Source organism: Sediminicoccus sp. BL-A-41-H5 (assembly GCF_050632405.1).
Classification (GTDB): Bacteria; Pseudomonadota; Alphaproteobacteria; order Acetobacterales; family Acetobacteraceae; genus Roseococcus.
Genome location: NZ_CP192601.1, coordinates 1,830,524 through 1,842,467, shown reverse-complemented (window position 1 = coordinate 1,842,467; position 11,944 = coordinate 1,830,524). Strand labels below are relative to the sequence as shown.

At 68.1% G+C, this 11,944-nt stretch carries 12 protein-coding genes; 5 read left to right on the top strand and 7 right to left on the bottom strand.

The features are described from left to right. Positions 1 to 4 precede the first annotated feature (4 nt). The 4 genes from ACQ860_RS09240 to ACQ860_RS09225 are packed head-to-tail and all read left to right on the top strand — an operon-like array spanning position 5 to position 3,897. On the top strand, positions 5 to 874 hold the full coding sequence (locus tag ACQ860_RS09240; protein WP_431303085.1) for an endonuclease/exonuclease/phosphatase family protein: 870 nt from the start codon (positions 5 to 7) through the stop codon (positions 872 to 874). A gap of 1 nt (position 875) precedes the next feature. Next, on the top strand, positions 876 to 2,114 hold the full coding sequence (locus tag ACQ860_RS09235; protein WP_431303084.1) for an MFS transporter: 1,239 nt from the start codon (positions 876 to 878) through the stop codon (positions 2,112 to 2,114). Further along, a complete protein-coding gene (locus ACQ860_RS09230; protein WP_431303083.1) occupies positions 2,111 to 3,004 on the top strand; it encodes a polyphosphate kinase 2 family protein in 894 nt (297 codons plus the stop codon). The genes ACQ860_RS09235 and ACQ860_RS09230 overlap by 4 nt, the downstream gene beginning before the upstream one ends. Continuing rightward, on the top strand, positions 3,001 to 3,897 hold the full coding sequence (locus tag ACQ860_RS09225) for a gamma-glutamylcyclotransferase (RefSeq protein ID WP_431303082.1): 897 nt from the start codon (positions 3,001 to 3,003) through the stop codon (positions 3,895 to 3,897). The genes ACQ860_RS09230 and ACQ860_RS09225 overlap by 4 nt, the downstream gene beginning before the upstream one ends. 78 nt (positions 3,898 to 3,975) lie before the next feature. Here the strand turns inward: ACQ860_RS09225 and ACQ860_RS09220 are convergent, their stop codons facing one another. The 4 genes from ACQ860_RS09220 to ACQ860_RS09205 form a co-directional block, all read right to left on the bottom strand. Beyond that, positions 3,976 to 4,278: a hypothetical protein gene (locus ACQ860_RS09220; RefSeq protein ID WP_431303081.1), complete on the bottom strand. Its 303-nt coding sequence runs from the start codon at positions 4,276 to 4,278 to the stop codon at positions 3,976 to 3,978. Positions 4,279 to 5,293: 1,015 nt separating this feature from the next. Next, on the bottom strand, positions 5,294 to 6,376 hold the full coding sequence (locus ACQ860_RS09215) for an efflux RND transporter periplasmic adaptor subunit (RefSeq protein ID WP_431303080.1): 1,083 nt from the start codon (positions 6,374 to 6,376) through the stop codon (positions 5,294 to 5,296). A gap of 114 nt (positions 6,377 to 6,490) precedes the next feature. Continuing rightward, a complete protein-coding gene (locus ACQ860_RS09210) occupies positions 6,491 to 8,851 on the bottom strand; it encodes an ABC transporter permease (RefSeq protein ID WP_431303079.1) in 2,361 nt (786 codons plus the stop codon). Then, entirely contained in the window at positions 8,848 to 9,612 is a 765-nt protein-coding gene (locus ACQ860_RS09205; RefSeq protein ID WP_431303078.1) for an ABC transporter ATP-binding protein, read from the bottom strand. The genes ACQ860_RS09210 and ACQ860_RS09205 overlap by 4 nt, the downstream gene beginning before the upstream one ends. A gap of 30 nt (positions 9,613 to 9,642) precedes the next feature. Here ACQ860_RS09205 and ACQ860_RS09200 point away from each other — a divergent pair, with 30 nt between their 5' ends. Further along, positions 9,643 to 9,831 (top strand): hypothetical protein, encoded by a 189-nt coding sequence (locus tag ACQ860_RS09200; protein ID WP_431303077.1) that lies wholly within the window; start codon positions 9,643 to 9,645, stop codon positions 9,829 to 9,831. On the opposite strand, the gene ACQ860_RS09195 is transcribed toward ACQ860_RS09200, so the two are convergent. The 3 genes from ACQ860_RS09195 to ACQ860_RS09185 all read right to left on the bottom strand — a co-directional run bounded on the left by ACQ860_RS09195 (position 9,828) and on the right by ACQ860_RS09185 (position 11,925). After that, on the bottom strand, positions 9,828 to 10,529 hold the full coding sequence (locus ACQ860_RS09195) for a VIT1/CCC1 transporter family protein (RefSeq protein ID WP_431303076.1): 702 nt from the start codon (positions 10,527 to 10,529) through the stop codon (positions 9,828 to 9,830). The genes ACQ860_RS09200 and ACQ860_RS09195 overlap by 4 nt on opposite strands. Before the next feature lie 67 nt (positions 10,530 to 10,596). Beyond that, positions 10,597 to 11,178, bottom strand: a complete 582-nt coding sequence (locus ACQ860_RS09190) for a cytochrome b/b6 domain-containing protein (protein WP_431303075.1) — start codon at positions 11,176 to 11,178, stop codon at positions 10,597 to 10,599. Between the two features lie 165 nt (positions 11,179 to 11,343). Continuing rightward, on the bottom strand, positions 11,344 to 11,925 hold the full coding sequence (locus ACQ860_RS09185; protein ID WP_431303074.1) for a hypothetical protein: 582 nt from the start codon (positions 11,923 to 11,925) through the stop codon (positions 11,344 to 11,346). Positions 11,926 to 11,944: the final 19 nt, after the last annotated feature.

The window sequence follows — 11,944 nt, the reverse complement described above, 5'->3', positions numbered from 1 at the left end:
GCCCATGCGCCTCCTCCTCCCGCTCGTCCTGCTGCTGCTGGCCCTGCCCGCCGCCGCCACCGAGCTCAAGATCGCCAGCTGGAACATCGCCTGGCTGACGCTCCGCCCCGCCCATGACCCTGACCTGCCGCGCGGCCTCACGCCCCGCCAGCCGGGCGACTTCACGCTGCTGGCCGATTACGTCCGGCGCCTTGATGCCGATGTGGTCGCGCTGCAGGAGGTGGACGGGCCGGAGGCCGCCGCGCGCATCTTCAACCCGCGTGACTACGCCTTCTTCTTCCCCGATGAGCGCGACATCCAGCGCACCGGCTTCGCGGTGAAGCGCCACATCCGCGCCATCCGCAACGCCGACCTGGCCGAGCTGGATCTGGCACCCACCGCGCGCTTCTCGCAGCGGCGCGGCACCGACATCACGATCGAGCAGGAGGGGCGGATGCTGCGCCTCCTCTCGGTGCATCTGAACGCCGGCTGCCGCGAGGGGCCGATGGATCCGGGGCGGGGCCGCGAATGCGACAATCTCTCCCGGCAATCCGCGGTGCTGGCGGGCTGGGTCGCCGCACGCCGGGCCGAAGGTGCCGCCTTCGCCGTCCTGGGCGACTTCAACCGCCGCATCCCCGACGCGCGGGATGATCTGCTCGCGCAGCTCACGCGCGCCGCGCCGCTCGTGCGCGTGAATGACGGGCTGGGCAATCCCTGCTGGGCCGATGCGCGGGGCGGGCGGCCCTTCATCAGCCACATCTTCCTGGGCGGGCCGGCGCAGCGCTGGCTGGTGCCTGGCAGCCTGCGGGTCCTCGTCTATGCCGAGCGCGACCCCGCGATGCGGGACCGCCTGTCCGACCACTGTCCCATCAGCTTCCGCGTCAGGATGAACTGAGTTGCACATCTTCCTTCGCGTCACGCTGCCGCTCGCCTTCGTGAATGTGCTGAACCAGGCGAGCCGCGCGATGCTGGCGGTGATCGGCCCGCTGCTCGCGCTCGAATTCTCGCTCTCCGCCTCCGATCTCGGGCTGCTCGCGGCCGTGCTCTTCGTCGCCTACGCGGGGGCGCAGCTTCCTGTCGGCGTGGCGCTGGACCGCTACGGCGCCCGGCGCGTGCAGACCGTGCTCGCCGCGCTCTCCGGTGCGGCCTTCCTGCTTTGCGCGCTGGCCGATGGCGTGGTGATGCTGGGCATCGGGCGGTTCCTCACGGGCATCGGCATCGCTGCCGGGCTGATGGCGATGCTGAAGGCCAACACGCAGTGGTTCCCCAAGGCGCGCATCGCGGCGATGACGGGCAGCGGCATCTTCATCGGTGGCCTGGGCGGCATGATGGCGACGCTCCCCTTGCAGGCGATGCTGCCGCTGGTGGGCTGGCGCGGCGGCTTCGCCGTGCTGGCGGTCATGTCCTTCGCCATCGCCGCCTGGATCTGGATCTCGGTCGCGGATGCGCCGCCCGGCCATGCGAAGCCGCCCACGCGCGGCCTGGTGAGCGAGGTGAAGGCCTTCGGGCCGATCTTCACCAACCCCTATTTCACGCGCTTCGTTCCCGCCATCATCGTGCTGTCGGGGCTGAACTTCGTCTATCAGGGGCTCTGGGCCGGGCCCTGGCTGCGCGATGTGGCGGGCTTCGACGCGGAAGCCAGAGCGATCGTCCTCTTCGCCTATGCCTGCGGGATGGCGGGCGGCAGCCTCGGCAACGGCCAGGCGGCGAGCTTCTTCCAGGCACGCGGCCATTCGCCCATGCTCGTGCCCTGCATCGCCATGGGCGTGCAGATCTCGCTCCAGGCCCTGCTCATCTTCCACCCGCCGATGAGCCTCTGGGCGCTCTGCCTCGTCTGGTTCATCTTCGCCTTCTCAGGCTCCGCCGGGCCCATGGGCTATGCCGCCGTCGGTCAGCGCTTCACCGCCGAATTCGCAGGGCGCGTGGCCACCGCGATCAACGGCTCCATGCTCGTCCTGGTCTTCATCCTGCAATACGTGATCGGCGCCATCATTGACTTCTGGCCGCGCACCGCCTCGGGCGGCTGGGACGCGGCGGGCTATGCCTGGGCGATGGGCCTCACCCTGGCGCTGCAGGCCGGCACCATCCTATGGGCGTGGCGCCTGCACGCTTTCCGACGGGGGGCACTGGCATGAACATCGCGGAGCTCGACATCGACGTCGAGAAGATCCTGGCACGCTATCGCGTCGAGGACGGCAAGGGCTTCCGCCTCAAGAAACACGATCCCGGCGACACGGCGGGCCTCAAGCTCGACAAGAAGGATGCGGCAGAGCTGTTGCAATACGGCGTGGACCGGCTGAGCGCGCAGCAGGACATGCTCTACGCGCAGGATCGCTGGTCCGTGCTCTGCCTGTTCCAGGCGATGGACGCGGCGGGCAAGGACGGCACGATCAAACACGTCTTCTCCGGGCTGAACCCGCAGGGCTGCCATGTGGTGAGCTTCAAGCAGCCGGGCCCGGTCGAGCTCGACCACGACTTTCTCTGGCGGCATGTGAACGCGCTGCCGACACGCGGGCAGATCGGCATCCACAATCGCAGCTGGTACGAGGAGGTGCTGGTGGCGCGCGTGCATCCGCGCGTCCTCGCCGGCCAGAAACTACCCGAGGCGCTGGTGACGAAGCACATCTGGGACGAGCGGCTTGAGGACATTGCGGGCTTCGAGCGCTACCTCGCGCGGCAGGGCGTGGTGGTGCTGAAGTTCTTCCTCAACATCTCGAAGGCCGAGCAGAAGAAGCGCTTCCTCGCGCGGCTGGACGAGCCCGAGAAGAACTGGAAGTTCAGCGCGAGCGACGTGGCCGAGCGGCGGCACTGGGACGCCTACATGGACGCCTATGAGCGCGCGATCCGCGCGACCGCCAAGCCCCACAGCCCCTGGTATGTCGTGCCGGCGGACAACAAGTGGTTCACGCGCCTCATCGTCGTCGCCGCCATGAACCGTGCGCTGGCGAAGCTCAAGCTGCATTATCCGGCGGTGACGGAAGCACAGCGCGCGGCGCTGGCGGAAGCGCGGGCCGCACTCGCATGACGCTCTATTTCGGTTATGGCTCCAACCTCGATGCGCGGGACTGGAATGCCTTCTGTGAGCGCTGGGGCTTCGTGGGCGCCGAACTGGTGCCTGTCTCGACCGCGCTGATGCTCGACTGCGAACTGGCCTTCGACCGCTATGCCGCCTCCCGCCGGGGTGGCGCGCTGAACCTGCGCGACCGGCCCGGCCAGGCCGTGGAGGGCGTGGTGTTCCGCGCGAACCGGGCTGCGCTCTATGCGCTCGACCGCAAGGAGGGCGCGCCTGCGCATTACCAGCGGCTGGATCGCCACGTGGTGCTGCCCGACGGCCATGTGCTGCCGGTGATGACCTATGCCGGGCCGAGCCAGGGCTATCATGCGCCGCATGCCGACTATGTGGGCGTTGTGCGGCGCGGCCAGGCGGCGCATGGCATCGCGCATGACATGATGGAGGCCGTGGCGCGCGATGCGGCGCCGTCGCTCACCATCCGGCACCTGTTCGTCTATGGGACGCTGATGCAGGGCGAGGCCAATGCCCATCACCTGGAAGGCATCGCGCGGGCACCGGGCCGCGTCGCTGGGCTGCTGCATGATTGCGGCGCCTATCCGGCTTTGAGCCTGGGGCCGGGCGAGGTCCATGGCGAGGTGGTGGAGTTGCCGCTCACGCGCCTGGCCGGCATGGACGCTCTGGAGGATGCGGCGCCCGGTGGCGCGCCGGGGGGCATGTATCGCCGGAGCGTGCTGCGCGTGCTGACGGCGGCCGGCGTGATCCGTGCCTATGCCTATGTGATGGATGAGGCGGCGCGGTTTCCCGTCATCAGCGGCGGCGACTGGCGCAGCGTGGGCAAGCGGCACGCGGCCTGGGCGGCATATGCGGCGCGATCAGGCAAGGATGAGCGAACTGGCGGGGCGTAGTTCACTGAGAATGAACGGTCTCTGCGACCGCACTCCAGCGCTGGGACCCGGTCGCGAGCTGACGCGACCCTGAACTTCTCACGATGCTCTGCGCAAAATCTCAGTCATCCCTTCAATCGCGCGCTCGACTTCTGCCGCTTGAATTGCGGCAAGTGTCGTCTGATTTTCCGCCGATGCCTGCGCATAGGCAATTTCAATATCGGTCCACAGATCCTCCAGCCTTTCCATGTCAACAGACCGCTCCTGAGAAAGGTCATGGATCTGTGCCCAAAGCCGATCCAAAAGGCCTGCAAGGCGAAGTTGGCCCGTTTGAAATTGGCTGATGGTGTCCAAGACATCCTTTGGCGTGGTGCGGCCGTGGTGTGCTGCATTGATGGTCATGCTGGTTGCTCCTATCGCCTGGGGGCCGTGCTGCGCGGTATGGCGGCAATCACAGTGTTCGTCCTCGGATCAACCACCACCATGATTCAATTCACCGGATCCCAATAAAGATTTGCGCCCCTACTGCTTCGGATGAGATTTTCTGCCCGAACGGCATTTTCAACGGCAGATGGGGACAGACCTCTGCCCTGCATCCGGTCAAGGGCGTGGCCTGAATACGGTCGCCCCCGAATGTCGGCCGGTGGATTTGTCCCACGATCAATCTCAATGGGGCTGCGTAGCCGCCCAACTGGATCTTGCGGACCCGGTAACCCTTGGCCGTAGCCTGGAGGCACGCTTCCCCTGTCCTGAACGGCAATCCGCGACCCGTCACTCTCTTCCCCGCAATCTGGGTTTGCACGAGTGTAGGCTGATACTGACTCCTGCTTGCCATTTCGAACACGGGTGTGAGCGCCGACAGATGCGATGCAACTCTGAAAAGGCGCTCCGCCCCTCGCTGCAGCCTGCGCCAAAGCTCTGAGGGTGTTACGATCCGGCATCGCGGCGGGTGACGATGCGGCCATGGAAACCCTCCTGCTGCGGCCTATTTTCCTATCATAGGTTACACATTAGGTAAAGAACAAAATAGGAACTCAATTAGGTGCGGCCTTGAAATGGGCCGGAGGAGAGGCTTGAAATTGTGCGGCAGCGAAAAACTGCGCGGCACAGCGAAATTCTGTGGACTGGCGGAAGAGGTACGACCGGCTGCAAACGCTGCCTCCCAGGTTTTTGCTCATCTTCAACGGTTGCCCGAGTGGATGCGCGAACCAGAGCGAAACGCGGCGTAGCGGTGCGAACCAGAGCGAAACTGGCGGAGGAGGCGCGTCCGGTTACAAACGGTCCCTCGCAGGTTTTCGCTTGGCTTCGATGGTTTCCGGAGTGGAAGCGCGTGCCAGAGCGAAAAGCAGCGTAGCGGTGCGAACCAGAGCGAAACTGGCGGAGGAGGTGCGACTCGGTACAGGCGGTCGTTGCGGCGTTACCTCGTGCGGCTGACGCGGCTACCGTCGCGCAGCGTGCTCGGCGGAAACAGGACGACGGTCTCGCCCGCCGTCGCGCCGCCGGATATCATGGCACTGCGGGCCGCGCGCCCCGCAACCTCGACTTGTCGCTCGCGCGCTACGCCGTCCTGAACGATATAGGCCGCCCAGCCTGCGCCCCGCCGAAAAAGCGCGCTGACCGGCACCAGCACAGCGTCCTCGATTGCCTCCACCGTGATCCGCGCATCCACGCGGAACCCGTCGCCGAGCGCAGCCCAGCGCTCTCCGGGGCTGACGAAGTCGACCACCACCCACACCCGCTGCTCCTCGACGCCGAGCGCCGAGACCCGGGTAAAGGCGCCAGGTTCGACCCGCCGGACGCGGCCTTCCAGCGGCGCCGGCCCGCCCCACCGCTCGATGGCAACCGGCGCGCCTGGGCGGATGCGGACCGCCTCGGTGGTGAGGACGTCCACCACCACTTCCAGGTCCGTCGGATCGCCGAGTTCGAGCAACGACGCGCCGGAGGCGACGACCGCCTCACTCTCCTGCAGCACGCGCAGCACGCGCGCGGCGATGGGCGCGCGCACCTCATGACGCTCCGGGCCGTCCACCGGCGCGTCGGCCGATGCAAGAAATGCACGCGCCTGGTCCAACTCGTGCTCGGCGGCGTGCCTGCGCCGTTCCGCCACCAACATGTCACGCGCGGCCGTGCGCTCGGCCAGGTCCGCACGCTCCAACTGCTGAAGCGGCGCCGCGCCTCGCGCGTGCAGGGCTCGCACCCGGGCAGCATCCGCCTCGGCCTGAGCCTGCTGGGCGGCGGCGCGCTCCACCAGCACACCGGCCTGCTGCAACATGGCCTCCGCGGCGCCGACACGCTCCTGCGCCTCGCGCCGCGCGCGAGGGCTGAGCAGTGCCGAAGGCGCGGCCAGGATCTCCGCGACCAGGTCGCCGCGCCCGAGCGTGTCGCCGGCGCGCACGCCAAGCCGCAGCACGCGCCCGGCGACGGGGGCGGAGACGACATAGCGCTCGCGCACCCGCGTGCGGCCATCCTCCTCGACCACGGCCTCGAAGCGGCCGCGCATGACCTGCTCCGTCTCGACGGGTACCGGCCGCTGGCGGAAGGCAAGGAGCGCGCCGCCTACCGCCAGAAGGACGAAGGCGGCGATTAGCGCCCGGCGGAGATGCCGCCCCACCGCTCAATCCCTCGCCTTCAGGGCGGCGACCAGGTCCAGCCGGTCGATGCGCCGCCGCACCACCACAGCGCTGGCGAGTGCCGCGCCCAGCACGACGATCGCGGCCGTGGCGAAGGTGGCCGGGCTGATCGCGGCAGGAACATCAAAGCTCTCATTGTCCCGCGCGCCCAGGATCAGCGCGACGATCCATTGCGCCAGGAAGAGCCCAAGCGGCACCGCGATGAGAACGGCCAGCGCCAGTTCCGCGAACAGGATGCGCGCCACCTCCTGTCGCGTGAAGCCGAGGACCCTGAGGCTCGCCATTTCCCAGCCCCGCTCCTGCAGCGCGACGCGCGCGCTGTTGTAGACCACGCCGATGGCGATAATGACGCCGAAGCCGGTCAGCGTCACCGCGCTGGTCAGCACGAGGCCTGCGATTACCTCGTCGAAGACGCGCAGCCAAACCGCCTTCACACTGGTGGCCGCGACGCGCGGTCGTTCCGCCAGTTGCTGCCAAAGCGCCTGCGCCGCCTGGGCGTCCACGCGCAGCGCGACATGGGAGACGAGGTCGTCCTCGCGCATCAGCCGGTTGAGCGCGCCGATCTCGATCAGCGCGCTGAACCCGATGATGTCCTCGACCAGCGCGGCCACCGGCAGGTCATGGACGCGGCGCGCGCCTTCCAGCACCTCGACCTGCACGACGTCGCCTTCGCGGACGCCGAGTCGCTCGGCCAGCCGCCGGCTGAGCGCCAGGCCCTGCTGCGGGATCGGCACCGGGCGGAGATCGGCATCCCGAGGAACACGAAGCTCCGCGCCCTCCGGCAGACCAGTCAGGGGGAGAAGGCGGCTGCGCTGCGCAGCCCGAAGCCGCACCGGCACGATGCGATGGCCCTCAGCGGCGAGCACGCCGGGCAGGCGCGCCATCTCCCGCACGGCGCGGGAGGGCCGCGGGTCGGTGAGCGCCACGAAGGCATCGCCGCGCTCGATGCGGTCGAACTGCAGCTCGACCATGCTTTCCATCGCGTCCCACCAGAACAGGCCAAGCACCACCATCGGTACCGCCAGCGCAATGCCGAGGACAGTGAGGAGGGTGCGCAGCGGGCGACCGAGCAGGCCGCGCAGCGGGATCTTCGCCCTGGCCCCGACCTGGCGGCCCCAGTGGCCGAGCGTGCCCCCGCCGAAGGCGGGCGGGCGCGGCGGGCGCAATCCCTCGGCGGCGGGCAGGCGGAGGATCCGCCGCAGCGCGGCCAGCACGCCAAGCAGCGCCACCGCGAAGCTGGCCGCCGCCGCGAGCAGGGGCAGCCAAGCCGGCAGCAGGTAGGGCATCTCCGGGAAGCGGAAGAAGGGCCGGTAGTTGCCGAGCATGCCCGCGCCCATCCAGGCCCCGGCCGCGATCCCGAACACCGAGCCCAGCGCACAGACCACGGCGACGAACTTCGCGTAGTGGGCGGCAATCGGAAAGGACGGGTAGCCCAGCGCCTTCAGCGCCGCGACCTGCTCGCGCTGCGCCTCCACCATGCGGCCCAGCACGACGTTCAGCAGGAAGGCGGCGATGCCGAAGAAGACCAGCGGCACGGTGACCGCAAGCGTGCGCTGCTCGGCTAGCTCGTCCTCTAGGAAGCGATGCGAGGGCTGGTCGCGCCGCCCGTAGGCGCCGCGACCGCCCCAGTGCTGCAGCAGCAGGTCGAGCTCCGCGATCACCGCGGGCTCCGACGCGCTGGGGGCCAGGGTCAGCACCACTTCGTTGAAGGCGCCCTGCATGTCGAAGGCGCGCGCCGCCCCCTCCTCGTTGACCCAGAGCACAAGGAAGCCGCGGTCGTCCGGCAGGGGATTGCCAGGGCGCGAGGTGAAGACGAACTCCGGCGAATGGGCAATGCCGGCGATGCGGAAGCGCTCGCGCCGGCCGTTCAGGATGACGGCGATCTCGTCGCCCGGACGCACCTGCCAGGCCTCCGCGAAGGCTGCATGGATCACCGCCTCGTCGTGTCGTGTCGGCTCGGGCAGCCGGCCGGCAAGCAGCCAGAGCCGGTTGAGCGCCGGTTGCTCCCCATTGGCCGGAAGGGACAGCACGCGCCCGGCGACCGGCACCGCCGCCCCGGGCCAGTCCACGCGGGCCTCGCCGCCGACGCGCGCCTCTGCGAGCGCCACGCCCGGAATCTCCCCGATCCGCGCTAGCAGCGTGCGGGGCGCCCGCTTCACCACGGCATAGACCTCCGCGAAACGGCTCTCCGCATAGAAGGTCTGCTGCGCAATGCGCAGGGAGAGAAAGCTGCTGACCGACATCACCAGGACCGCGACGCCGGCGCCGATCAGCAGCGCGATGGTCAGGACTTGGCCGCGGAGCGCCCGGACATCGCGCAGCACCTTGCGGTCCAGTACCCTCACCAGACAAGCTCCTCAGGTGCGCAACGGTTGGCATTCGCCTCGATCGACACAATGCGACCGCCACCCATGCGCAGCACCCGGTCGGCCATGCCGGCGATCGCGGCGTTGTGGGTGATGACGACCGTCGTGGCGCCTACCTCGCGGTTGGCCCGTGCGATGGCCGAAAGCACGATCTTGCCCGTCTCGACGTCGAGCGCGCCGGTGGGCTCGTCGCAGAGCAGGGCGTCGGGCCGCTTGACGATGGCGCGCGCAACAGCGACGCGCTGCTGCTCGCCGCCGGAAAGCTGGCCGGGGAAATGGTCGAGCCGGTGCGAAAGGCCGACCAGCGCCAGCGCCTCCTCCGGCCGCATCGGATCCTGCGCGATCTCGGCGACGAGCTCGACATTCTCGCGCGCGGTGAGGCTCGGGATCAGGTTGTAGAACTGGAAGACGAAGCCGACATGATCGCGGCGATAGGCCGTCAGCGCCGCCTCGTCGGCTCCCGCGAGTTCGTGGTCCCGCCAGGACGCGCGGCCGGAGGTCGGGGCATCCAGCCCGCCGAGGATGTTGAGCAGCGTGGATTTGCCGGAGCCCGAGGGGCCGAGCAGCACCACGAACTCGCCCGGCAGGATGTCGAGGTCGAGGTCGCGTAGTGCATGGACCGTGGCGTCGCCGCCGCCGTAGCTCTTGCACAGGCCACGCGCGATGAAGACCGGGGGCACGCCGATGGAGCGCGTATCACTGGTCGGGCGCGCTAAGTCGGCCATATTGGGCATCGCCATGGTGTGGAGGATGCCACGCTTCATGACCGAGTGGCCAAGATCCCGCCGGGCGAGTTTACCCTCAGGCGCGGCCGTTCAGCCTTTCCGCTACGGCAGCAAATCGCAGAGCATGCTGTCGCCGGCCTCGAATTGGCGCCGCGGCACCGCTTCTTCGTATTCAACGTCGGGATGGTCGGATCCATCATCCGATCTAGCCTGGGCGGCGCCCGCACCGGCTAAACGACCGTGCCGAATAGCGCGCCGATGCCAGCCGTCAATGCCATCGCCAGCGCGCCCCAGAAGGTCACGCGCGCGGTGGCACGCAGCACATTGGCACCGCCCGCCTGGGCGCCGATGGCACCCAGCAAAGCCAGAAAGGCCAGTGAGGCGCCGGAGACGATCCAGACAAGCAGGTGGGTGGGCGCGACGACCACCATCAGCAGGGGCATGGCGGCGCCGACCGCGAAAGTCGCCGCCGAGGTCAGTGCGGCCTGGATGGGCCGTGCGGTTGTGATTTCGGATATCCCGAGTTCATCCTGTGCATGGGCGCCGAGCGCGTCCTTGGCCATCAACTGCTCGGCGACCAGCCGGGCCACGTCGCGGTCCACCCCGCGCCGAACGTAGATATCGGCCAGTTCCTCATGCTCGAAGGCGGGGTTGTCCCGCAATTCCTGGGTTTCCCGAGCGAGGTCGGCCTGTTCCGTGTCGGATTGGGAACTAACCGACACGTACTCGCCAGCCGCCATCGACATCGCACCGGCGACCAGGCCGGCCACGCCGGCGATCAGGATGTCGCTCTGGGTGGCCGCGGCGGCGGCCACGCCGACGATCAGGCTGGCGGTGGAGACGATACCATCATTCGCCCCCAGCACCGCCGCCCGGAGCCATCCGATGCGCGAGACCAGATGGCGTTCCGGATGCAGGTGGAGGCGTGGCATGACGTCTTCCTTGTAGCTGCGGCTTGGCCGACCGGGATCGCAAGTCGTTGCTGCCCGTGCTGCGCCATCAGGGCCGGCGGTCTGGCGCAGCTTCAGGCGGCCTCGGTGTGACGATGAACAGCATGAAGCGCGCCAGCGGACGCTTGAACAAGAACAGGTAGGCGACGTGAAGGCCGACCAGAATCATGAGGAAGTTCGACAGTCCCTCATGCAACTCACCGACGATGCCGTCCTCCTGCTTTCCACCCCGTGCTTCTAGGTCGCGGCGGTGTTCACGGTTATCGTCGCGTGCCTGCGCCTCGGTCACGACAACGCTGGTTGCCATGCCGAGCGTCCTGCCGCGATCCATGGCGATCCCGGTTGCCGTCGCCAGGATCAAGCAGGCGGCGATGCCCGCCAACAGCGTCTTGCTGATGGCCGGGTGGGTAAAGGCATTGCCGAACGTCATGCCGTCGAACTGCGGATAGAATCGCGACAGGCCCAATTGCCGAAGACCGGAGACTGCCGCGACGATACGGCCACCGATGATGACCGCGATCGCGTAACCCAGCACCGCGTGGATCGTGCCCAGCTCGCCTGTCAGAAACGCGGCGATGACCAGAATGCCAAGCGCGGCGTGGTAGGCCCGCAGGCCCTGCATGATGGACATGATGATCCTTGAGGAAAGGCTGGGAGAGCGTTGACGGGCAAGTCTACTCGTGGCCGGGACGGATATCCTTGCGCGACATCAACCTATCGGTCCGAGATGTGGAGGAAGACTGGGCTTCGGGGCGATGACGCTGTGCCCATTTATCGCGTTGTCCTCTTTGGACGTTCACGGCACCCGCCGCCTCTCGTTCCCAGCCAGTGAATCCTCAGCTTCGATTTTCACATGGACGAGCGACAGCCGCAGGTAGAGCCGGCGCCGGCGAACGATCGGCCACCAGTCGTAGAGGAAGATCTCTACCGGTCGCCAGTTGGCGACCCATCCCAGGATGATCAGGCCCTCGCCCAGAAAGCGCCCCAGATACCCCGCCCCAAGCAAGCCGCCGGCGCCCGTCCCCAGGGCGATGCACAAAGCCAGGACCGCGAGGCCGATAGCGAGTGATGCGCGGCCCCTCCGGAACAGGTCGCGGAGCTCCCAACCCAGGACTTTCGACCGGTAGGCGAAGTAGTTGCGCATCGCCTCTTCGATGTGCAGCGCTTCGGCTCGCTGTGCCTCGGCGGTCGGGAGATGAACGATGATCGATATATCATGGCCCCTAGCGATCTCTCCTGCCCAGCCAACGATGTACTCTTCAACGGCTGCGTCGAGATCCCGCTCGCGAAACGGCAGAGGATCGAGCGTATGGAAGATCTGCCCGATGTCTTTGACACGCAGCTCGATGGGACCAGCCGAGTGCGTGCTGTCTCGCATTTCGAGCGCGCCTGTTCGG